This window comes from Pantoea sp. YU22, assembly GCF_003970755.1.
GTDB lineage: Bacteria > Pseudomonadota > Gammaproteobacteria > Enterobacterales > Enterobacteriaceae > Pantoea > Pantoea piersonii.
Genome location: NZ_RYDU01000013.1, coordinates 20,353 through 41,684, shown reverse-complemented (window position 1 = coordinate 41,684; position 21,332 = coordinate 20,353). Strand labels below are relative to the sequence as shown.

The following is a 21,332-nucleotide window of genomic DNA, read 5'->3' as shown; positions in this document are numbered from 1 at the left end:
AAATACCGTGTTCCTGACTCGTCAATCCAACGCTTTACGTAGTTTTACACCCCCTGACGGATGTTTGCAGCTGTCGCCGTACACTGGTTCTCGTTGAATCGTAAAACGGAACGAACTGGAGTAAACGATGCGCACAGTAACCGCCGTCGTCATTGCCTCAGCGATGGTTCTCAATCACGCCAGCGCAGGAGCAGCAGACACGACGACGATTGACGAAATGCATCACGGCGGATTGACGACAGGCAGTATGACGCAAAATCCGCAAAGCCACATGTTCGACGGCATTGATCTGACAGAAGAACAACGTCAGCAGATGCGAGACCTGATGCAGCAGGCGCGGTACGAACGTTCCCCTGTCAGCATTGGCGATATCGAAAACATGCATGGCCTGATTACGGCAGACAATTTTAACGAAGCGGCTATCCGCGCTCAGGCTGAGAAAATCGCTCAGGCGCAGGTCGAACAGCATGTCGAGATGGCGCGCATTCGTAACCAGATGTACCACTTGCTAACGCCGGCGCAGCAGGCCGTATTGCAGAAGAATTACGAGCGGCGCCTCACCGAGTTACGCAAGCTCTCGAATTTGCAGTCAGCTTCATCGCTGCAAGCAGTGAGTAGTACCAGCAGTAACCAGTAACATAGTATCCCTGTTTTCCTTGCCATAGACACCATCCCTGTCTTCCCCGCCATGATGGCGGGGTTTTTTTTGCCTTTTTGCGCGTTTCTGGCCGCTGTGTCAACCTGCGGTGAATGTTGCTATACAGCTATTAACACTCTATTTAAGAAAGGGACTAACCCCTTAAATATTCAGCTAATTATCAGAATAATATTTCCCCGCGTCTCGTTTGTTTTTTAGAGTGAGTGAGTTATGCCGGGTAAATATATGGATAAGCGAGACGCATTAAATAAATAAAGCGAGGCGGTGAAGTATTTAAATATATGATAATAAGCAAATAAGTTTTGCGTATATATAAGGAATGCCATTTAGATCAGTAGTTTATCATTTTTTGCCGTTTCTTGAATTATCTCAGGTTACCTCTACACTTAATCCTGTCGCAGCAAGGAAAGCGCACATCCCGGGAATTTAAATGGAGTGCATTAACCACATTACGTAAATCAATCTGAATATATTAACGGAGTAAGTTATGGCAGAACATCGTGGTGGTTCAGGCAATTTCGCAGATAACCCGCAGAAAGCCTCTGAAGCTGGTAAAAAAGGCGGACAAAACAGCGGCGGTAACTTCAAAAATGACCGTGAAAAAGCCTCTGAAGCGGGCAAAAAAGGCGGTCAGAACAGCCACGGCGGCGGCCGCAGCTCTTCCTGATTTTTAACGAGCTCAGCTGTACTCGTGCATTTCCCGAGCGGGAAATGATGCCCCGTCCTCCCTGAGGACGGGGTTTGTTTTTTTATGGCGCTTTGACAGCTTTCCTCTTTGTGGTGACAGAGGATTTATGCGCAGCGACAGTCTGGATGTTAGACTTTAGCCATTCCTTTGTTTCGGGTGCATGCCTGTAATGGCTCAGGGAGCAAACTATGCAACCCACCTATGCCCGTCTGGTAAAACGCGCAGCGCTGGCGGCGACTATTCTGGCGTCCTGCCTGCTTATCGTAAAAATTTTCGCCTGGTGGTATACCGGTTCCGTCAGTCTGCTGGCCGGCCTGGTGGATTCGCTGGTGGATATCGCCGCCTCGCTGACAAACCTTCTGGTAGTGCGCTATGCGCTGCAGCCTGCTGACGCCGACCATACCTTTGGTCATGGCAAAGCGGAGTCGCTGGCGGCGCTGGCGCAGAGCATGTTTATCTCCGGCTCGGCTCTGTTCCTGTTTTTAACCGGTCTTCAGCATCTGGCTTCGCCAGGTACGCTGCGCGCGCCGCTGGTCGGGGTAGTCGTCACCGTTGTGGCGCTCTGTTCAACCCTGCTGCTGGTGGCGTTTCAACGCTGGGTAGTCCGCCACACGCTCAGTCAGGCGATCCGTGCCGATATGCTGCATTACCAGTCCGACGTCATCATGAACGGCGCTATCCTGATCGCCCTTGCCCTGAGCAGCTATGGCTTTACGCGCGCGGATGCGCTATTTGCGCTGGGCATCGGCATTTTTATCCTGTACAGCGCGCTGCGTATGGGCTACGACGCCGTACAGGCGCTGCTGGACCGCGCGCTTCCTGAAGAAGAGCACAACATCATTCTGAATCTCGCACTGAACTGGCCTGGCGTAGAGGGGGTGCACGATGTGCGCACGCGCCAGTCAGGACCGACTAAATTTATACAGCTGCATCTGGAACTGGATGACAATTTGCCGCTGGTTCAGGCGCATCGCGTAGCGGATCAGGTTGAAAAGGCGCTGCGTAAAAGATTCCCCGGATCGGACGTGATTATTCACCAGGATCCCTGTTCGGTAGTCGCGATCGAACAGCAAGATTCACCCGGCTTTTAACCTGATTAAATCAGTTTCAATTATTTAAAATGACGAAGCGCTAACATATATGCAAAAAATTTAGTGAAAACTTGTCTGACCTGAATCAATTCAGCAGCAAGCCTTTGATATACTATCTGCCATCACGGGTCGCGCATAACGATATGCCGCTTAGCGGCGCACGACAGGCAGGATTAACTTTTCGTTTTAACAATCCAGAGGTTGTCATGATCAAAAAAATTGGTGTATTGACCAGCGGCGGCGACGCCCCCGGCATGAACGCAGCCATTCGCGGCGTTGTGCGATCAGCGCTGAGCGAAGGACTGGAAGTTTTTGGTATCTATGACGGCTATCTGGGATTGTATGAAGACCGTATGATTAATCTCGACCGCTATAGCGTGTCTGACATGATTAACCGTGGCGGCACCTTTCTGGGATCGGCGCGCTTTCCGGAATTCCGTAACGACGAAGTCCGCCAGGTCGCGATTGAGAATATGAAAAAGCGCGGCATCGATGCGCTGGTCGTCATCGGCGGCGACGGTTCCTATATGGGCGCGAAGCGCCTGACTGAAATGGGCTTCCCCTGTATCGGCCTGCCTGGCACCATTGATAACGATGTAGCGGGTACTGACTACACCATCGGCTACTTCACCGCGCTGGAAACCGTGGTCGAGGCGATCGACCGCCTGCGTGACACCTCTTCTTCGCATCAGCGTATCTCTATTGTCGAAGTGATGGGACGCTACTGTGGCGACCTGACGCTGGCTGCGGCAATTGCGGGCGGCTGCGAATTTATCGTGCTGCCGGAAATTCCTTACACCCGCGAAGAGCTGGTGATGGAGATTAAAGCGGGCATCGCGAAAGGCAAAAAACATGCGATCGTGGCGATCACAGAGCATATCTGCGATATCGACGATCTGGCGAAGTACATCGAAGCGGAAACCAAACGCGAAACGCGCGCTACCGTGCTCGGCCATATTCAGCGCGGCGGCGCGCCTTGCGCTTACGACCGTATCCTGGCATCGCGTATGGGCGCCTATGCGATTGAACTGCTGCTGCAGGGCTACGGCGGCCGCTGCGTCGGTATCCAGAACGAGAAGATGGTCCATCACGACATTATCGACGCTATCGAAAATATGAAGCGTCCGTTTAAGCGCGACTGGCTCGAGACGGCGAAGAAGCTTTACTGATTTACAGCCAGGTTCAGGCGTGCGTTACAGGCACGCCTTTATTTTAGCTGTCTATATTCCAGCCGGTTATAACTGCTTATTTTTAATTCTTTTAGCTCTAAAATGGTTTATGTCACGCTACCGGCCAGATGACATCGGGAGCGTGCATAATGAAAAAGTGGAGTATTGGAATTACCCTTCTGCTGGCCTCTGCCAGCGTTCTGGCAAAGGATTACCAGCTGCTAAACGTCTCTTACGATCCGACGCGCGAGCTGTACGAGCAGTACAATAAAGCCTTCGCCGCGCACTATAAGCAAGAAACCGGCGATAACGTCGTGATCCGCCAGTCCCACGGTGGCTCAGGCAAACAGGCGACTTCCGTAATTAACGGCATTCGCGCTGATGTCGTTACGCTGGCGCTGCAGTCCGACGTCGATGCCATCGCCGAACGCGGCCGTATCGATAAGAACTGGATCAAACGTCTGCCAGACAACTCCGCACCTTACACCTCCACCATTGTCTTCCTGGTGCGTAAAGGCAATCCGAAAGGCATCCATGACTGGCCGGATTTGATCAAACCAGGCGTTTCAGTCATCACACCGAACCCGAAAACCTCAGGCGGCGCGCGCTGGAACTATCTGGCTGCATGGGGCTGGGCGCTGGATCAAAACAACGGCGATCAGGCGAAAGCGCTGGCTTACGTAAAAGCGCTGTTTAAAAACGTCGAGGTTCAGGACTCCGGTGCGCGCGGCGCGACTAACACCTTCGTGGAACGCGGCATCGGCGACGTGCTGATCGCCTGGGAAAACGAAGCTTACCTGGCGGTCGATAAGCTGGGTAAAGACAAATTTGAAATCGTCACGCCGAGCGAATCTATTCTGGCCGAGCCGACCGTTTCCGTAGTCGATAAGGTGGTAGACGGGCAGGGCACGCGCAAAGTTGCAGAGGCCTACCTGAAGTATCTCTACTCGCCGGAAGGCCAGACCATTGCGGCGCAGAACTTCTATCGTCCGCGCGATGCGGAAGTCGCGAAAAAATTCGCCAGCACCTTCGCGCCGGTGAAGCTGTTCACCATCGACAATAAGTTCGGCGGCTGGACGCAGGCGCAGAAAACGCACTTCGCCGATGGCGGCACCTACGATCAGGTGATGAAGCCTTAATCGTACAAATGCAGGGAAAAGGGCCAGCCAGCAAGCTGGCCCTTTTTATTTGTGCGTGACATTCGGCGGCGGCCAGGCGAGGATTCGGGCAAAAGCTGAAAGAGGAACCTTGCTATGCGGGAACGTCGCCGTGCGCTGGGCCTGATTGCACTGCTGCTGTTGATCCTTATAAGCGGTTTAGCGATCGCCGCTCTCCACCTGCATAAAAACAGCGATGCGCTGTGGCAGATCGTCAGCGAAAAATGCGAGCCGAATCAGCGCGCAACGGGCAGCCCCGCGCCCTGCCAGCGCGTCGCGCTCGATCAGGGCTATGCGCTGCTAAAAGATCTGAACGGCCCGCTGCAGTATCTGCTGATCCCGCTGGCGAAAATCACCGGCATGGAGAGCCCGGCGCTGCTGGATCCCGCCACGCCCAACTTTTTCGCTTTCGCCTGGCAGTCGCGCGCGCAGCTGGCGGCGCGGCGCGGCGCGCCCATCCCGGACAGCGCGCTGTCGCTGGCGATTAACGCTCAGTATGGCCGCACCCAGAATCAGCTGCATATTCATATTTCCTGCCTGCGTCCCGATGTGCGCCGCACGCTGAACAGCCTTGCGCCCGTGCTATCCAGTCGCTGGCAAACGGAAAGGCTGCTCCAGCATGATTACCGGATACGCGCGCTAACGCTGCCGGAGCTGACGCAGCAGAGCCTGTTTATCCGCGTGGCGAATGAAATCTCTGACGCGCGCAGCGAAATGGGAAAATATGGTCTGGCGCTGGCGGCGCTGCCTGACGGGCGTCTGGCGCTGATGGCGCTTGAGCGCAACTGGCTGTTGCTAAACCGGGGATCGGCGGAGGAGTTGCAGGACCATAGCTGCGAGATTTTACGGCAATAAAAAAGCGGCCTGCAGGCCGCCTTTTTTACTTAGCTGACATTACGCTTTTTTCGCTTCTGCCGCAGCTTTAACGATAACAGCGAAGGCATCAGCCTTCAGCGAGGCGCCGCCTACCAGCGCGCCGTCGATATCCGGCTGGGTAAAGAGTTCAGCCGCGTTCTTGTCGTTAACGGAACCGCCGTACTGAATGATAACCTGCTCGGCGACCGCAGCGTCTTTCTTCGCGATGTGCTGGCGGATAAATTTGTGTACTGCCTGCGCCTGCGCCGGGGTGGCTGATTTGCCTGTGCCGATAGCCCAGACCGGCTCGTAGGCGATGACAACGCCGTTAAAGGCTTCAGCGCCCTGCGTTTCCAGTACCGCGTCGATCTGACGTGCGCACACTTCTTCAGTCTGGCCCGCTTCGTTTTCCGCTTCGGTTTCACCAATGCACAGCACCGGCACCAGGCCAGCCGCCTTCAGCACGGCGAATTTCTTCGCGATGAACTCGTCGCTCTCTTTGTGGTAAGTACGACGCTCAGAGTGACCGATAATGATATATTTCGCGCCGATGTCTTTCAGCATTTCCGCGGAGGTTTCGCCGGTAAAAGCGCCGGACAGGTTCACGTCGACGTTCTGCGCGCCCAGGGCAATATGGCTGCCGGAGATGGCATGTTTCGCCTGGTCGAGATAGATAGCCGGCGGTGCGATCGCGACGCCGCAGCCGTCAACGCCGGAAAGCGCTTTGCGCAGGCCTTCGATCAGCTCGCCCGTCATCTGCTTGCTGCCATTCAGTTTCCAGTTACCCATAACCAATGGATGTCGCATTCTATCCTCCGCGTTACGCGATTCATTAAATTGCACTGCCGTCAGGCAGCGTAGACTGCCAGACAGTATAGAGATCTCTCAGGTCAATGGCTTTGCTTTTCGTCATTTTTGCCGCCCTGATCGGCAGGCGGCAGCGTGAGTTTTATCGGCTCAATGGCGAAGGTCAGCCCCTTGTCGCCATTGTCCGCTACGACGAAACGCAGCGCGCCTTCGGTGCGGGAAAAATAGCGTGCGCCTTTGCCCTCGCTCAGTAGCGCGTTCAGCTTTTGTCGCGCCTCATCGGGTGACAGACCGGAAACAAAAAAGCGCAGCAACGCGGTCATATAAGCCATCGCTTTCTCCTGCGAGGCTTTCTGATCCGGTCCTGGCACCGGCAGCCAGGTCAGCTGGAGCGTTTTCACTTTCCCGGTACCCTGTTCCAGCGCAGTGGAGGCGTAAAGCGTTTCGCTGATTTTACTCGCCGCGCGCGTCAGATGGCTGCTGTCGTTTTTATTGTCGATGGCGCGATACTCCATCAGCGGCAGATCGGCGTTGGCGGCGTTATACCTTTCGCGGAACTGGCCGATGGTCATATCAAAGGTAGGCGCGCCCGCCAGCAAATAGGGTGCGGCAGGCACGGATTCGCTACGCTCGCGCAGCGGGAGATCGGCAGCGAATGCCGAGGCCGTAAGCGCAAGACTCAGCAACAATGCGCCAGGCAAATTCTTCATTTCATAGGCTCTACCAGTAAACTTAGTGCCAAATTAGAACGGTTTTTAGCTGCGAAAGTCAAAAGCACGACGGGCAAAATTTGCCCTGAGATAAGATTTACCGCATCGCAGCACAGCTTACCAGTAGTGCTCACTGGTGATATGACCCGGTTTACGCTTCAGATGCTTGCGCATGTCGCGCGTCTCTTTCAGCAACTGCTGGGTATCGCGCACCATCTGTGGGTTGCCGCACAGCATAATATGACCCGATTCCGGCTCTATCGTCAGACCCACCGCGCGCTCCAGTTCGCCGCTCTCTATCAGCGCCGGCACGCGGCCGGTCAGCGAGCCGGTGGCGTTTTCACGGCTTACCACCGTCTGAATACGCAGCTTGCCGTTATAGATCTGCTGCAGCGACTGCATCAGCGGCAGGTAGCTGAGATCTGCGGCGTAGCGCACCGCGTGCACCAGCACGATATGGTCGAAGCGATCCAGACCTTCGCCCTGTTGCAGTATAGAGAGATAGGGGCCAATCGCCGTACCGGTAGCCAGCATCCATAAGGTTTTGCACGGCGGGATCTCATCCAGTACAAAAAAGCCGGCGGCCTCCTTTGTCACCATCACATTGTCGCCTGGCTTAAGCGCCTGCAGACGCGGGCTCAGTTTGCCCTCCGGCACGGTAACCAGATAGAACTCCAGCAGCGGATCGCTGGGCGCGTTAACGTAAGAGTAAGCGCGCTGCACGCGTTCGCCGTCTATCTCCAGCGCCAGCTTAGCGAACTGTCCGGCGGTGAAAGTATCGATCGGTGCATGCACCCGCAGACTGAACAGCGCATCTGTCCAGTTTTTCACTTCCTTTACTTGCGCATTGACCCATTCGGCCATCATTACTCTCCTGGTCGTTGATTTTTCAGGCACAGTGATATCATCGCGGCTGCACGGCGGATTTTCCACCCGCGCGCCGGTTTTTAGGCTCTAATCGACAAATGCACCGCACGCCTCAACACGCCGTTGCCCCGGGTTGACAGGGTGGTACGAAAACTTGACGCACCTTCTTCGGCCGCTTTATGCCCGCCTCTCGATTTGTCACGTAATCCTGATATTTTGCCCGTCATTATCTCAATGCAGCGCGTTTTGCTGCTGAATTAACCTTATTTCCCAGACCGAGATGTCGATGAAGAAGATGGAAAATCGGCCGCTGCTGCTGATGTTGATTTTAATGCTGGCGGTTGGGCAGATGGCGCAAACTATCTATGTACCGGCGATGGCTGACATGGCGGACGCGCTTAACGTGCATAACGGCACAATGCAGCGCGTCATGGCGGCCTATCTGATGACCTATGGCGGATCGCAGCTGATCTATGGCCCGCTTTCCGACAGCATCGGGCGCCGTCCGGTGATCCTCGCTGGAATGACGATCTTTATGATCGGTGCCGTGACATCTATGCTGGCGCCGTCGCTGAACGTGCTGGTACTGGGCAGCGCCATCCAGGGACTGGGCACCGGCGTGGCGGGCGTTATGGCGCGCACCATGCCGCGCGACCTCTATGCGGGCGTTGCGCTGCGTCAGGCTAACAGCCTGCTCAATATGGGGCTGCTGGTCAGCCCGCTGCTCGCGCCGGTCATCGGCGCGCTGCTGACGAAGCTGTTCGGCTGGCACGCCTGTTTCGCCTTTTTACTGCTGCTCTGCGTCACGGTAACGGGCGCGATGGCGCGCTGGCTGCCGGAAACGCGGCCGCAAGGCGGCGACGTAACGCCCTTTTTCCGCCGCTACCAGCGTCTGCTGAGCGACGCCAGCTTCGTGCGCTTTATTCTGCTGCTCATCGGCGCGCTGGCGGGGATTGCGGTATTCGAAGCGAGCTGTGGCGTGCTGCTGGGCGGGGTGCTTGGACTGGATGCGTTCACCGTCAGTATTCTGTTTATTCTGCCTATTCCCGCCGCCTTTTTCGGCGCGTGGTTTGCCGGACGCGAGGCGCGCTCATGGCACAGCCTGATGTGGATCGGCGTCAACAGCTGTCTGCTGGCCGGAGCGCTGATGTGGATCCCGGCGTGGTTCGGCGTAATGAATATCTGGACGCTGCTGGTGCCCGCTGCGCTCTTCTTCTTCGGCGCGGGCATGCTGTTTCCGCTGGCGACCTCAGGCGCGATGGAGCCCTACGCATGGCTGGCTGGCAGCGCTGGCGCGCTGATTGGCGGTTTGCAGAATCTGGGCTCGGGCGTGGTGGCGTGGGCGTCCGCGCTGCTGCCGCAGCGCGACCAGTTCAGCCTGGGTATGCTGATGTTCGCTACCGCGCTGGTGATGCTGCTCTGCTGGCTGCCGCTGTCGCGGCAGCCGGAGAGTCAAAGCGGCACGGTTACAGGATAAAAGGGTGCAGCGCCGCGTCTTTGCGATCCAGATAGTGGATCGACTGGATGCGGCGGATAGTACGCGATTTACCGCGAATCAGCAGCGTTTCGCTGGTGGCGATATTGCCCTGACGCGTAATACCTTTCAGCAGGTCGCCGCTGGTAATGCCAGTGGCGGCGAAGATAACGTTATCGTTGCGCGCCATACGCGCCAGCGGTAACACCTCGCCCGCCTTAATTCCCATCTCGTCGCAGCGCGCCAGCTCCTGCTCGCCGATGCGGCGATTCTCTTCGCTCTCGCCTTTGACCTGATGACGTGGCAGCAGGCGGCCCTGCATATCGCCATCCAGCGCGCGTATCACCGCCGCTGATACCACGCCCTCCGGCGCGCCGCCGATGCCGTAGAGCACGTCGACTTCGCTGTCAGGCATACAGGTGAGAATAGAGGCCGCCACGTCGCCGTCCGGGAACGCAAACACGCGTACGCCAAGCTGTTGTAGCTGCGCGATGATCGCGTCGTGGCGCGGTTTCGCCAGAATAGAAACCGTCAGCTGCGCCAGCGGTTTATCCAGCGCCGTCGCGATATTACGCAGATTGGTCTCCAGCGGCAGGTTGAGATCGATATGACCACGCGCCGCCGGGCCGACAATCAGCTTTTCCATATACATATCCGGCGCGTGCAGAAAACTGCCCTTGTCGCCGACCGCCAGCACCGCCAGTGCGTTGGCCTGGCCCATGGCAGTCATTCGCGTGCCTTCGATCGGGTCTACTGCGATATCTACCGCGTCGCCGCGACCGCTGCCGACCTTTTCGCCGATATAGAGCATCGGCGCTTCATCGATTTCACCTTCGCCGATCACAATCTGCCCGTCGATATCGATGGTGTTCAGGACGTGTCGCATAGCATGGACAGCGGCGCCGTCGGCGCTGTTTTTGTCGCCGCGACCCAGCCAGCGATAGCCAGCTAAGGCTGCCGCTTCGGTCACGCGGGAAAATTCTATGGCAAGTTCTCGTTTCATGGCCTGCACCTGATGAAAAAGGGCAGTGTAGCATAGCGGGGAAGGGCAAAAAAAAGCCCGCGACAGGGTCGCGGGCGCAGATCGCTCAGTGAGCGGGTCGGCGAAAGGCCGTGGTCAGCGAGTAAAACATCCCGCGTAAGGACGCGGGACGGTGCATTACTCGTCGTGCTCTTCCCACGCCTGCGCGCGAGCCACAGCTTTTCTCCAGCCGGCGTAACGGAAGTTGCGCTCGGTGGTCTCGATGCTTGGGCGGAATTCGCGTTCGATCACGGCTTTGGCGCGGACCTCTTCCAGGTCGCCCCAGAAGCCTACTGCCAGACCCGCCAGATAGGCGGCGCCCAGCGCGGTGACTTCGCGCACTTCCGGACGCTCAACGCGCGTGCCGAGAATGTCGGACTGGAACTGCATCAGGAAGTTGTTCGCTACTGCACCGCCATCCACGCGCAGCGACTGCAGACGTGTATTGGCGTCGTTCTGCATCGCTTCCAGCACGTCGCGCGTCTGATAGGCGATAGACTCCAGCGTGGCGCGAATAATGTGGTTAGCATTCGCGCCGCGCGTCAGACCGAAAATCGCGCCGCGTGCATAGGGATCCCAGTAAGGCGCGCCCAGACCGGTAAAGGCGGGAACCATATAGACGCCGTTGGTATCTTTAACCTTAAGAGCGAAGTATTCAGAATCGGTGGAGTCGCTGATCAGTTTCATCTCGTCACGCAGCCACTGAATAGAGGCGCCGCCGATAAACACGGCGCCTTCCAGCGCATAGTTCACTTCGCCGCGGGGGCCGCAGGCGATGGTGGTCAGCAGACCGTGCGATGACGTTACCGCTTCGGTGCCGGTGTTCATCAGCATAAAGCAGCCGGTGCCGTAGGTGTTTTTCGCCATGCCCGGTTGAACGCAGAGCTGGCCGTAGAGCGCAGCCTGCTGGTCGCCTGCGATACCAGCGATAGGAATACGCGTACCGCCTTTACCGCCGATGTTGGTCTGGCCGTAAACTTCTGAAGAGCCTTTCACTTCCGGCAGCATTTCACGCGGAATGTCGAGGATCTCCAGCATACGCTGATCCCATTCCAGCTTGTGAATGTTGTACATCATGGTACGTGAGGCGTTGGTGTGATCGGTAATATGCACGCGGCCCTGGGTCATTTTCCACACCAGCCAGGTATCCACGGTGCCGAACAGCAGCTCGCCGCGCTTCGCGCGTTCACGCGCGCCTTCTACATGGTCGAGGATCCATTTAACCTTGGTGCCGGAGAAGTAAGGGTTAATCACCAGACCCGTGGTGTGCTGGATATACTCTTCCAGGCCCTCTTTTTTCAGCTTATTGCAGTAGTCCGCGGTGCGCGGATCCTGCCACACGATAGCGTTATAGATCGGCTTGCCGGTCTCTTTGTCCCAGACGATGGCGGTTTCGCGCTGGTTGGTGATGCCGATTGCGGCGATCTCATCAGAACGGATGTCGGCATGCGCCAGCACCTCTACCAGCGTCGAGCTCTGCGATGCCCAGATATCCATCGGGTCATGTTCAACCCAGCCGGCTTTAGGATAGATCTGGGTAAATTCACGCTGCGATACCGCAACGATATTGGCGTCATGATCCAGCACGACGGCGCGTGAGCTGGTGGTGCCCTGGTCGAGCGCAACAATATATTTTTTATCAGTAGTCGTCGTCATAATGCATTCCCGATGAAAAGGTGAAACTTACGCTTTACGCTGCTCAGCGCGTGCGACCGGTTTTTCTGTTTTGCTGCTGGCCACTACTGCGCCCGGCAGATGGCGACCAATCAGTGCGCGATAGGCGAAGGCGCCCAGACAGGCTCCCACTAACGGGCCAAAGATCGGTACCAGGAAGTAGGGGATATCTTTACCGCCCGTGAAGGCAACGTTACCCCAACCTGCGAAGAAGGCGAACAGCTTGGGTCCGAAATCACGCGCCGGGTTAAGGGCGAAGCCGGTCAGCGGGCCCATGGAACCGCCGATAACGGCTACCAGCAGACCGATTAACAGTGGCGCCAGCGGACCGCGAGGTACGCCGTTGCCATCGTCTGTCAGCGCCATGATGACTGCCATTAATACCGCCGTAATCACCATTTCAACCAGGAACGCCTGTCCCACGCTGATATGCGGGTTAGGGTAGGTTGAGAAGATACCGGCGAGATCCAGGCTCTGAACCGTGCCGCGCACCATCTGGTGGCTTTGCTCGTAATCGAAAAACAGATTGTAATAAAGGCCGTAAACCAGCGCGGCTGCGCAGAATGCACCTGCAACCTGCGCCAGAATATAGGGCACCACCTTACGTCCTTCAAAGTTGGCGAACAGACAAAGCGCCACCGTGACGGCAGGGTTAAGATGGGCGCCAGATACGCCGGCGGTAAGATAGACGGCCATGGAGACGGCGAGTCCCCAGACAATGCAGATTTCCCATTGTCCGAAAGCGGCACCAGCAACTTTCAACGCGGCCACGCAGCCTGCGCCAAAAAAGATAATTAAGCCGGTACCGATAAATTCGGCGATGCACTGCCCTTTCAGTGTGTTCGTTGTCTGACTCATAATGGTATTCCTGAAGCGAGGTTAAATTTTATCAGTTTTTGTTCTCAATCCATGAGCCACCCAGCTCTCTTGTAGGGCTGATGTGAATTTATCGTTAACGAGCATAAACGAGAAATAGCGAAATCTAAATCTGTGTGCTGAGTCAAAAAAATGCGCGTTTTCGCGCCTTTTGACTTTCATGAAACATCATTTCATCTGTTTAACCGCTTCGTTTTTCGCCAGGCTCGCGTCTGGAGGTCAGGCTCCAGGCATAAGCCGAAAAATGTTACAGACTGCGCTCGCAACGCCCACGTCGCTGGACTTGCGCTGGCAGGCTACATACAATCGGAAACATTGTTGCTGGCCTGGCTGATACAGGGCGTCACGCGCTAAGGCTGGCATCATCAACGCCCTGCGAGAATTTAGGAGAGGTCAGAAAGATGTCATTTGAAGTATTCGAGAAACTGGAAGCGAAAGTACAGCAGGCGATTGATACCATCACCCTGCTGCAGATGGAAATCGAAGAGCTGAAAGAGCAGAACAACGCGCTGAGAAACGAAGCGCAACAGGCCGCGGGTAATCAGGACTCGCTGGTGCGTGAAAATCAGCAGCTAAAGGAAGAGCAGCATCTGTGGCAGGATCGCCTGCGTGCACTGCTGGGAAAAATGGAAGAGGTGTAAGCGCCTCAGTAGAATGAAAAACGGGAGCGACGCGCTCCCGTTTTCGTTTTCGACGCTACTCGATATCGAGCGGATCTTCAGAAAGGATAATGCCGGTATTGTCGGCATAGAGATGGTCACCGGAGAAGAAGGTGACGCCGCCGAAGTTAACGCGCACATCGCTTTCCCCGATGCCTTCACCCGCCGCACCCGCCGGAACAGCGGCAATCGCCTGAATGCCGATCTCCAGCTCCTCCAGGTCGTCTACCTGACGCACGGAGCCGTAAACCACCAGCCCTTCCCATTCATTTTCAACCGCCAGGCGAGCCAGCTGCGCATCGACCAGCGCGCGTCGCACCGAACCGCCGCCGTCAATCACCAGCACGCGGCCCCGACCGTTCTCTTCCAGCAAGTCGTAGAGCAGGCCGTTGTCTTCAAAACATTTCACTGTGGTTATCTGACCACCAAATGAGGTGCGGCCACCAAAGTTTGAAAAAAGTGGTTCAACAACGTTCACTTCTTCATGATAGATGTCGCAGAGTTCAGAGGTATCGTATTTCATGATGGGTTCATCTGTTTGCCACAGGAGCGGTAAGTATACCGCCAGTTGCGGATTGTTGGCAAAATCATCAGCGGAAAAAAAGGCGCTGCATCAGCAGCATGCAGAAAATAAAAGCCCGGCGCAGTGGCCGGGCTTTGCGCAAGCGCATTGAAAAACGGAATTACAGGATAAAGCGGCTGAGATCTTCGTCCGCTACCAGCTCATCCAGGTGCTTGCTGACATACTCTGCATCGATGGTGATGGAGTCGCCATGGCGATCGCTGGCGTCATAGGAGATATCTTCCATCAGACGCTCCAGCACGGTATGCAGACGACGCGCGCCGATATTTTCGGTCGTTTCGTTTACCTGCCATGCCGCTTCGGCGATGCGACGAATGCCGTCATCGGTGAACTCGACGTTAACGCCTTCGGTACCCATCAGCGCTTTGTACTGCACGGTCACAGAGGCGTTCGGCTCGGTAAGGATGCGCTCGAAGTCGTTCACGGTCAGCGCCTGCAGCTCAACGCGGATCGGCAGACGGCCCTGCAGTTCCGGGATCAGATCCGACGGGCTGGCGACCTGAAACGCGCCTGATGCGATAAACAGAATGTGATCGGTTTTCACCATGCCGTGTTTGGTTGAAACGGTGCAACCCTCCACCAGCGGCAGCAGATCGCGCTGTACACCTTCGCGAGACACGTCCGGGCCGGATGACTGGCCGCGCTTACAGATTTTGTCGATCTCGTCGATAAAGACGATACCGTGCTGCTCTACCGCCTCGATCGCGTCCTGCTTCAGCTCTTCCGGATTAACCAGCTTGGCCGCTTCCTCTTCGATAAGCAGCTTCATCGCGTCTTTGATTTTCAGCTTACGCGGCTTCTGCTTCTGGCCGCCCAGATTCTGGAACATCGACTGAAGCTGGTTGGTCATCTCTTCCATGCCAGGAGGCGCCATGATCTCGACGCCGGCCGGAGCGGCCGCAAGGTCAATCTCAATCTCTTTGTCGTCCAGCTGGCCTTCGCGCAGCTTTTTGCGGAACGACTGGCGCGCAGCTGAAGGCTCGCTGCTCTGCTCCGGCTGGCCCCAGTTGTTCTTGGCCGGCGGGATCAGCACGTCAAGAATGCGCTCTTCTGCCATCTCTTCGGCACGGTATTTGTTCTTTTCAATCGCCTGACTGCGCACCATTTTTACCGCGGCGTCGGTCAGGTCGCGAATAATGGAGTCCACCTCTTTACCGACGTAGCCGACTTCGGTGAATTTCGTGGCTTCTACTTTAATGAAAGGCGCGTTGGCGAGTTTAGCCAGGCGACGGGCAATTTCGGTTTTACCGACGCCGGTCGGGCCGATCATCAGGATATTTTTCGGCGTCACTTCATGGCGCAGCTCTTCGTCGAGCTGCATACGACGCCAGCGGCTGCGCAGCGCGATAGCAACTGCGCGTTTTGCGCCGTCCTGGCCGATAATAAAGCGATTCAGTTCGCTGACGATTTCGCGGGGAGTCATCTCAGACATGTTTAATCCTTACGCCCTGGCCGGCAGTTCTTCGAAGTTAACATTGTGGTTGGTGTAGATGCAGATGTCGCCCGCGATATCTAACGATTTCGCGACGATATCATGCGCGCTCAGCTCGGTATTCTCCAGCAGCGCACGCGCTGCCGCCTGAGCGAAGGGGCCACCGGAACCAATGGCGATCAGATCATTTTCTGGCTGGATAACGTCGCCGTTGCCGCTGATGATCAGCGAGGCGTTTTCATCGGCAACCGCCAGCAGCGCTTCAAGGCGACGCAGCATACGATCGGTACGCCAGTCTTTCGCCAGCTCAACGGCAGCTTTCACCAGGTGACCCTGATGCATTTCCAGTTTACGTTCGAAGAGTTCAAAGAGCGTGAAGGCATCTGCAGTGCCGCCAGCGAAACCGGCAATTACTTTATCGTTGTAAAGACGACGCACTTTTTTAACGTTGCCTTTCATAACGGTATTGCCGAGAGTTGCCTGGCCATCACCGCCGATCACGACTCGTCCGTTGCGTCGTACGCTTACTATTGTTGTCACGGGCAGACCCCTTGTTGCAGTAGAAAAAAAGCGCCGCGCGGCAAGGCGCGGCGCATCATGCAACCAGATATGGGGCGGGTTTGGCGGGTTTCAACCCCCGACCGCGAGCGGAATACAGTTTGAATGGCCGTTGCCGCGCAGCCGCTTCAGCGTGCTGTCGGCGCTGCTGCGATCTTTAAAGGGACCTATCACCACGCGGTTCCAGCCGCCGCCGGTAGTGATGCGGCTTTCGAACCCTTCAAACGCCAGACCGGCGCGAACCGATTCCGCCTGATCGGTGCCTTTGAACGAGCCGCACTGCACCATCCAGCGCTGCGAAGAGGCGGGTTTTTCCGCCGCTTTCTTCGCCGTCTCCTGCGCAGGCTCGCGCGTGACGGGAGCGGGCTGCTGCGTCTGCGTCTGACGCGGTTGCGGCGTTGGGCGCGCGCTCGGCTGCTGTGTCTGATGCGTGGTCTGCGGCTGATGCGCCGGCTGGCTCTGCTGCGTGGTTTGTGGCTGACGCGGCGGGGCGCTTTGCGGCGCCTGCTGCTGGCGCGACTGCATCTGAAGCTGCTGCTGGCGTTGCAGCGTCTGCTGCCGCTGCGCCGGGGTCTGTTCATTCCACGGCACTTCATTCAGCTGCGTCGGCGACTGACGCATATCCGCCTGCATCTGCTCCAGCAGCTGGCGCTGCTCGTCGGTAAGCTGCGTGTGCGACTGGATCTCGCCGCCTGCCGACGGCTCAGTCGGCGTCGGCACCGTGACCTGACGATTCTCCAGCTCTTTAATATATTTCCAGCGCTCTTCAGGCTTCGGCGGCAGACCGTTGCCGTTGGCTTTATGATCCGGGATCACTGGCACATCTTCTTTTTTATGATGCGCAAGGAACCATAAACCACCGGCAAAGGTCACCAGCACCGCGACGGCCAGCCCCACCATGAGTTTGGAAACACCTGAACCGCCTTTGCTTTTCTTTCCACGGCTGGTGTTGCTTTTTTTGCGACGCGTCCCTGTTGAACGCCCGCGGCTTACGTAATCTCTCTGTGCCACTCTCGTTCTGATACCCTTCAAAAAATCGTGCCAACGGGGCGAAAACGCCTTGAAAGACCGCCCGGCAAGGAGTCCGCCATGTTACTCAAGGGTTGGAACTTTGACCAGCAGTGTTCGCCTTAAGAATCTACTGAAAATAACTGAAAAGTGCGGCTATTTCTCGCGCTTCTTCTCAGGTGCCGTGCTGCCGCGCACGGTGAGTTCGGCGTCCAGCAGACGCGAACCGTTATTCACGCGCTTGCCCTGCAGCTCATCCAGCAGCAGCAGCATCGCCTCGCGCCCAATCTGATAGCGCGGCTGCGTCACGGTGGTCAGCGGCGGCTCGCAGTAGCGCGAAAGCTCAATATCATCGAAACCGACGATCGACAGATCCTGCGGCACGCGCAGTCCAAGGCGCTTCGCCTGATTCATCGCGCCGAGCGCCATCATATCGCTGTGGCAGAACAGCGCGCGTGGCGGTTGCGGGAGGGACATCAGCTGTTTCAGCGCCTGCGCGCCCGCTTCAAAGCTGAAGTCGCCGCGGACAATATAAGTGGGGTCGACGGTCAGGTTGCTGCGGCGCAGCGCCTGAATATAGCCCTGGGTGCGGTACTGGCACAGCGGCATCTCTTCCGGCCCGGCGATGCAGGCAATCTGGCGATGGCCCAGCTGCAGCAGATGATTGACCGCCTCAAAAGCGGCCGTCAGGTTGTCGATATGCACGGTGGGTAGCGCCATCTCCGGGGCGAACTCGTTTGCCATTACCATCGGCGGCAGATTGCGCTGCTCCTCGTTAACGGGATCGAACGGGATCCGCGAGCCGAGCAGCACCATACCGTCGATCTGGCGCGTCAGCAGCAGATCCAGAAAGGTCTTCTCCTGCTGGTTCTGGTGCGCGCAGTCGCCAATCAGCACCAGATAACCCTCCTGCGCCGCCGTCACTTCGACGCCGCGAATGATTTCGCTAAAGAAGGGATCGCAGATGTCGGGCACAATCACCAGAATCGTCTGCGTCTCGCCGCGGCGAGCGTTGCGCGCCAGCCCGTGCGACGCATAACCGACGGCTATCACCGCCTGTTCGACTTTTTGTCGCGTCGCCGCCGAGACTTTTTCAGGATTCATCAGCGCGCGCGAGACGGTTGCGGTTGAAACGCCCGCCTTCTCGGCCACATCTTTCATGGTGGCGGCGGACGCTTGAGGATTCTGCTCCAACACTCTACTCCTGACGCATTTAAAGGATAGTTGTGGCCGAAAAAAGCCACGCCGCGCACATTGTTAACGATTGCGCGGCTGGGTTGTTACTTAATTTGCATAAAAATTGTGACTTGTGCGACTTTTTTCGATCTGGCTCGCAGGCTTAGCTCTCGGTGGGATCGATATCGAGTGTCCATTTGACTTTACGTGCGGCGGGCAGCGTCGCGATCAGCGGCAGCGAGCCGTCGAGCAGCTGTTGCAGGCGCTTACGCGAGGCATGCTGCACCAGCAACTGCCAGCGCCAGCGTCCTCCGCGCTTTGGCTGCAAAGCGGGCACCGGGCCCATCAGCCACATGGCGTTATCCTTCAACGGGCTGGCATCCAGCAGATTGCGCAACTGCTGCAGAAATTCGGCGGCCTGCTGGTTATCGTGATCCTCGGCGCGAAACAGCGCATGGCTGGTCCAGGGCGGCAGCATCACCGACTGGCGTTCCAGCAGCGCCTGCTGGGCAAAAGCGAAATAGCCCTGATGCAAGAGCGACTGCAGCAGCGGATGTTCAGGATGGTGGGTTTGTAACAACACTTCGCCCTGTTTGCCGGCGCGACCGGCGCGGCCAGCGACCTGTGTATAGAGCTGCGCGAAGCGTTCTGCGGCGCGGAAATCGGCGGAAAAAAGCGCGCCATCCACGTCCAGCAGCGAGACCAGCGTTACGTCCGGGAAATGGTGGCCTTTCGCCAGCATTTGCGTGCCCACCAGAATGCGCGCGCCGCCGCGATGGACATCGGCCAGATGTTGCTCCAGCGCGCCCTTGCGGCTGGTGGTGTCGCGGTCGATGCGCGATACCGGTACGCCGGGAAACAGCGTGCCGAGCTGCTGCTCCAGCTGCTCCGTGCCGACGCCGACCGGCAGCAGATGCGTCGAACCGCACTGCGGACACTGATTGGGCAGCGGGCGCTGGCTGTCGCAGTGGTGGCAGCGCAGCTGGCGCTGCTGCTGATGCAGAGTATAGTAACGCTCGCAGCGCTGGCACTCCGCAATCCAGCCACAGTCATGGCAGAGCAGCGCGGGGGAATAGCCGCGGCGGTTAAGAAACAGCAATACCTGATTGCCCGCCTGCAGATGCTGGCGCATTTTGCCAATCAGCGCGGGCGCCAGGCCGCCGATAAGCTGCTGGCCTTTGAGATCCACCAGCTGCTGCAGCGCCGGTTTCGCGTTTCCGGCGCGTTTCGTAAGGTCGAGCTGACGGTATTTGCCGCTGCGCACGTTGTGCAGCGTCTCCAGCGCAGGCGTCGCCGAACCCATCACAATCGGGATATTCTCTTCGCGCGCGCGGAACACCGCCAGGTCGCGCGCCTGATAGCGCCAGCCTTCCTGCTGTTTATAGGAGCTGTCATGCTCCTCATCAATAATGATCACGCCCGGACGCGCCAGCGGGGTAAAGAGCGCCGACCGCGTACCGATGATAATGGCGTTTTCGCCCTGGCGCGCGCGCAGCCAGACGGCGAGTCGCTCGCTGTCGTTCAGGGCGGAGTGCAGCACGTCGACGGGAGCGTCGAAGCGTTCGCGGAAGCGGGCGATAGTCTGCGGCGTCAGGCCGATCTCCGGCACCAGCACCAGCGCCTGCTTGCCGCGCGCCAGCACATTCTCCAGCACGCTGAGATAGACTTCGGTTTTACCGGAGCCGGTGATCCCGGCCAGCAGCCAGGCGGCATAGTGCTCATCTTCGCTGCGGATCGCGCCGACCGCCATCGCCTGATCGGTATTGAGGCGCAGACGCTCGCCTTTCACCGCATAGCGCTCGCGCCAGTCCAGCCGCTGCGGCTGGTGTTCGCGCAGATCGCACAATCCTTTAGCGCGCAGCGCCTGGAAGGCCGTTTCGGTGAGATCCTGTTCGGCGACCTGATGACGATAAAGCGGCTGATTGCGCAGCGCCGCCAGTGCCTGCTGCTGTTTCGGCGCGCGCTTCAGGCTTTCCGGCGCGGTCGCCTGGCCCTGTTCAGTGATAACCCATTGCCACAGCGGCGCCTCCTGTGCGGGTTTTCCCTGGCGCAGCAGCACCGGCAGCGCATGGCTCAGCACCTCGCCGACGGGCGAGTGATAGTAGCCCGCCGACCAGTTAAGCAGACGCCATAGCGAAGGGGGATAGAGCGATTCGCTGTCCAGCACCTCGGCGACGCGTTTGAGCTGCGCTTCCGGCAGGTCGCTCTGTTCGCGAAAGCCCACCACAATGCCGACCATTTTACGGTTGCCGAACGGCACGCTGACGCGCCCGCCCATCACCGGCTGCATGCCGTGCGGCGGCAGATAGTCAAACAGACGAGGTAGCGGAACGGGCAGGGCAACCTGAACGACGGGCATAGCGATCTCTTTCCGGTTCAACGATTCATAGCGGGATGCCTAGTGTACACGCTGGCGCGACCAGCGGGTATCTTGCAGAAGATTTGCTAAAAGCGGTTATTTTCTGTATAGTATGCCGCCTTTGGTGAGAAAGCTCTCGCCAGAGCCTAAACATTAATGTTCAACCGCGTGTGGTGCTGTGCAGGTTTTAGCCTGGCACGGAGAGCGACACGGCCTTTTATGAGGTTCTCCCATGAAACAAGGTATTCACCCGAAATACGAAGCTGTGACCATCACCTGCACCTGCGGTAACGTGATTCACACTCGCTCTACTATGGCTCACGACATGAACCTGGACGTATGTGGTAAATGCCACCCGTTCTACACCGGTAAGCAGCGTGAAGTTGCAACTGGTGGCCGTGTTGACCGCTTTAACAAGCGTTTCAGCGTGCCAGGCGCGAAAAAATAAGATTAAACGGCATTCGAACCTTTCGGGTTCGACGGCAAGAAAAAACCCAGCCTTGGCTGGGT

General features: G+C 57.5%; 21 protein-coding genes. 9 read left to right on the top strand and 12 right to left on the bottom strand.

Translation table 11 applies throughout. From position 1 onward, the window contains the following. Positions 1–127: 127 nt before the first annotated feature. The 6 genes from cpxP to EKL29_RS16585 all read left to right on the top strand — a co-directional run bounded on the left by cpxP (position 128) and on the right by EKL29_RS16585 (position 5,618). Positions 128–637, top strand: coding sequence for a cell-envelope stress modulator CpxP (cpxP, locus tag EKL29_RS16610; RefSeq protein ID WP_120458053.1), 510 nt, complete (start codon positions 128–130; stop codon positions 635–637). A 508-nt stretch (positions 638–1,145) separates the two neighbouring features. Further along, the gene (locus EKL29_RS16605; RefSeq protein WP_081137847.1) at positions 1,146–1,325 is read left to right on the top strand and encodes a general stress protein; all 180 of its coding nucleotides are present in this window, start codon (positions 1,146–1,148) and stop codon (positions 1,323–1,325) included. Positions 1,326–1,534: 209 nt separating this feature from the next. Continuing rightward, entirely contained in the window at positions 1,535–2,437 is a 903-nt protein-coding gene (gene fieF, locus EKL29_RS16600; protein ID WP_126690238.1) for a CDF family cation-efflux transporter FieF, read from the top strand. Between the two features lie 206 nt (positions 2,438–2,643). Continuing rightward, positions 2,644–3,606, top strand: coding sequence for a 6-phosphofructokinase (pfkA, locus tag EKL29_RS16595; protein ID WP_033754393.1), 963 nt, complete (start codon positions 2,644–2,646; stop codon positions 3,604–3,606). Positions 3,607–3,755: 149 nt separating this feature from the next. Continuing rightward, positions 3,756–4,745 (top strand): sulfate ABC transporter substrate-binding protein, encoded by a 990-nt coding sequence (locus tag EKL29_RS16590; protein ID WP_120458049.1) that lies wholly within the window; start codon positions 3,756–3,758, stop codon positions 4,743–4,745. Between the two features lie 114 nt (positions 4,746–4,859). After that, the gene (locus EKL29_RS16585) at positions 4,860–5,618 is read left to right on the top strand and encodes a CDP-diacylglycerol diphosphatase (RefSeq protein ID WP_126690237.1); all 759 of its coding nucleotides are present in this window, start codon (positions 4,860–4,862) and stop codon (positions 5,616–5,618) included. Positions 5,619–5,657: 39 nt separating this feature from the next. On the opposite strand, the gene tpiA is transcribed toward EKL29_RS16585, so the two are convergent. The 3 genes from tpiA to fpr form a co-directional block, all read right to left on the bottom strand. Continuing rightward, complete coding sequence (gene tpiA, locus EKL29_RS16580; RefSeq protein ID WP_120458045.1) at positions 5,658–6,425, bottom strand: triose-phosphate isomerase; 768 nt, start codon at positions 6,423–6,425, stop codon at positions 5,658–5,660. A gap of 83 nt (positions 6,426–6,508) precedes the next feature. After that, a complete protein-coding gene (locus tag EKL29_RS16575) occupies positions 6,509–7,135 on the bottom strand; it encodes a DUF1454 family protein (RefSeq protein WP_126690236.1) in 627 nt (208 codons plus the stop codon). A 117-nt stretch (positions 7,136–7,252) separates the two neighbouring features. Continuing rightward, positions 7,253–7,999 carry a ferredoxin--NADP(+) reductase gene (fpr, locus tag EKL29_RS16570; RefSeq protein WP_120458154.1) on the bottom strand — a complete coding sequence of 249 codons (747 nt, stop codon included), beginning with the start codon at positions 7,997–7,999 and terminating at the stop codon, positions 7,253–7,255. A gap of 289 nt (positions 8,000–8,288) precedes the next feature. Between fpr and emrD the strand changes: the two genes are divergently transcribed. Further along, positions 8,289–9,479, top strand: a complete 1,191-nt coding sequence (gene emrD / locus EKL29_RS16565) for a multidrug efflux MFS transporter EmrD (RefSeq protein ID WP_167456982.1) — start codon at positions 8,289–8,291, stop codon at positions 9,477–9,479. On the opposite strand, the gene glpX is transcribed toward emrD, so the two are convergent. The 3 genes from glpX to EKL29_RS16550 form a co-directional block, all read right to left on the bottom strand. Further along, entirely contained in the window at positions 9,469–10,479 is a 1,011-nt protein-coding gene (glpX, locus tag EKL29_RS16560; protein WP_120458040.1) for a class II fructose-bisphosphatase, read from the bottom strand. The genes emrD and glpX overlap by 11 nt on opposite strands. Before the next feature lie 156 nt (positions 10,480–10,635). After that, a complete protein-coding gene (glpK, locus tag EKL29_RS16555; RefSeq protein WP_126690235.1) occupies positions 10,636–12,153 on the bottom strand; it encodes a glycerol kinase GlpK in 1,518 nt (505 codons plus the stop codon). 27 nt (positions 12,154–12,180) lie between these two features. Continuing rightward, positions 12,181–13,029, bottom strand: a complete 849-nt coding sequence (locus EKL29_RS16550; RefSeq protein ID WP_120458036.1) for an MIP/aquaporin family protein — start codon at positions 13,027–13,029, stop codon at positions 12,181–12,183. Positions 13,030–13,448: 419 nt separating this feature from the next. On the opposite strand from EKL29_RS16550, the gene zapB reads away from it, so the two are divergent. Continuing rightward, positions 13,449–13,688 carry a cell division protein ZapB gene (gene zapB / locus EKL29_RS16545; protein WP_120458034.1) on the top strand — a complete coding sequence of 80 codons (240 nt, stop codon included), beginning with the start codon at positions 13,449–13,451 and terminating at the stop codon, positions 13,686–13,688. A gap of 55 nt (positions 13,689–13,743) precedes the next feature. On the opposite strand, the gene rraA is transcribed toward zapB, so the two are convergent. The 6 genes from rraA to priA all read right to left on the bottom strand — a co-directional run bounded on the left by rraA (position 13,744) and on the right by priA (position 20,822). Beyond that, the gene (rraA, locus tag EKL29_RS16540; RefSeq protein ID WP_120458032.1) at positions 13,744–14,229 is read right to left on the bottom strand and encodes a ribonuclease E activity regulator RraA; all 486 of its coding nucleotides are present in this window, start codon (positions 14,227–14,229) and stop codon (positions 13,744–13,746) included. Between the two features lie 160 nt (positions 14,230–14,389). Continuing rightward, positions 14,390–15,721, bottom strand: a complete 1,332-nt coding sequence (gene hslU, locus EKL29_RS16535) for an HslU--HslV peptidase ATPase subunit (protein ID WP_126690234.1) — start codon at positions 15,719–15,721, stop codon at positions 14,390–14,392. A gap of 9 nt (positions 15,722–15,730) precedes the next feature. Further along, a complete protein-coding gene (gene hslV, locus EKL29_RS16530; RefSeq protein ID WP_120458028.1) occupies positions 15,731–16,261 on the bottom strand; it encodes an ATP-dependent protease subunit HslV in 531 nt (176 codons plus the stop codon). Positions 16,262–16,351: 90 nt separating this feature from the next. Continuing rightward, positions 16,352–17,290 carry a cell division protein FtsN gene (ftsN, locus tag EKL29_RS16525; RefSeq protein ID WP_126690233.1) on the bottom strand — a complete coding sequence of 313 codons (939 nt, stop codon included), beginning with the start codon at positions 17,288–17,290 and terminating at the stop codon, positions 16,352–16,354. 153 nt (positions 17,291–17,443) lie between these two features. After that, positions 17,444–18,481: a DNA-binding transcriptional regulator CytR gene (cytR, locus tag EKL29_RS16520; protein ID WP_126690232.1), complete on the bottom strand. Its 1,038-nt coding sequence runs from the start codon at positions 18,479–18,481 to the stop codon at positions 17,444–17,446. Positions 18,482–18,626: 145 nt separating this feature from the next. Beyond that, positions 18,627–20,822, bottom strand: coding sequence for a primosomal protein N' (gene priA, locus EKL29_RS16515; protein ID WP_126690231.1), 2,196 nt, complete (start codon positions 20,820–20,822; stop codon positions 18,627–18,629). A gap of 232 nt (positions 20,823–21,054) precedes the next feature. Here priA and rpmE point away from each other — a divergent pair, with 232 nt between their 5' ends. Further along, on the top strand, positions 21,055–21,270 hold the full coding sequence (gene rpmE, locus EKL29_RS16510) for a 50S ribosomal protein L31 (RefSeq protein WP_033754439.1): 216 nt from the start codon (positions 21,055–21,057) through the stop codon (positions 21,268–21,270). Positions 21,271–21,332: the final 62 nt, after the last annotated feature.

Coding starts and splice junctions, on each gene's coding strand:
- rpmE (WP_033754439.1), top strand. CDS start 21,055: ATGAAACAAGGTATTCACCCGAAATACGAAGCTGTGACCATCACCTGC.
- EKL29_RS16590 (WP_120458049.1), top strand. CDS start 3,756: ATGAAAAAGTGGAGTATTGGAATTACCCTTCTGCTGGCCTCTGCCAGC.
- cpxP (WP_120458053.1), top strand. CDS start 128: ATGCGCACAGTAACCGCCGTCGTCATTGCCTCAGCGATGGTTCTCAAT.
- EKL29_RS16605 (WP_081137847.1), top strand. CDS start 1,146: ATGGCAGAACATCGTGGTGGTTCAGGCAATTTCGCAGATAACCCGCAG.
- fpr (WP_120458154.1), bottom strand. CDS start 7,999: ATGGCCGAATGGGTCAATGCGCAAGTAAAGGAAGTGAAAAACTGGACA.
- EKL29_RS16550 (WP_120458036.1), bottom strand. CDS start 13,029: ATGAGTCAGACAACGAACACACTGAAAGGGCAGTGCATCGCCGAATTT.
- EKL29_RS16575 (WP_126690236.1), bottom strand. CDS start 7,135: ATGAAGAATTTGCCTGGCGCATTGTTGCTGAGTCTTGCGCTTACGGCC.
- pfkA (WP_033754393.1), top strand. CDS start 2,644: ATGATCAAAAAAATTGGTGTATTGACCAGCGGCGGCGACGCCCCCGGC.
- zapB (WP_120458034.1), top strand. CDS start 13,449: ATGTCATTTGAAGTATTCGAGAAACTGGAAGCGAAAGTACAGCAGGCG.
- glpX (WP_120458040.1), bottom strand. CDS start 10,479: ATGAAACGAGAACTTGCCATAGAATTTTCCCGCGTGACCGAAGCGGCA.
- emrD (WP_167456982.1), top strand. CDS start 8,289: ATGAAGAAGATGGAAAATCGGCCGCTGCTGCTGATGTTGATTTTAATG.
- tpiA (WP_120458045.1), bottom strand. CDS start 6,425: ATGCGACATCCATTGGTTATGGGTAACTGGAAACTGAATGGCAGCAAG.
- priA (WP_126690231.1), bottom strand. CDS start 20,822: ATGCCCGTCGTTCAGGTTGCCCTGCCCGTTCCGCTACCTCGTCTGTTT.
- rraA (WP_120458032.1), bottom strand. CDS start 14,229: ATGAAATACGATACCTCTGAACTCTGCGACATCTATCATGAAGAAGTG.
- glpK (WP_126690235.1), bottom strand. CDS start 12,153: ATGACGACGACTACTGATAAAAAATATATTGTTGCGCTCGACCAGGGC.
- fieF (WP_126690238.1), top strand. CDS start 1,535: ATGCAACCCACCTATGCCCGTCTGGTAAAACGCGCAGCGCTGGCGGCG.
- hslU (WP_126690234.1), bottom strand. CDS start 15,721: ATGTCTGAGATGACTCCCCGCGAAATCGTCAGCGAACTGAATCGCTTT.
- EKL29_RS16585 (WP_126690237.1), top strand. CDS start 4,860: ATGCGGGAACGTCGCCGTGCGCTGGGCCTGATTGCACTGCTGCTGTTG.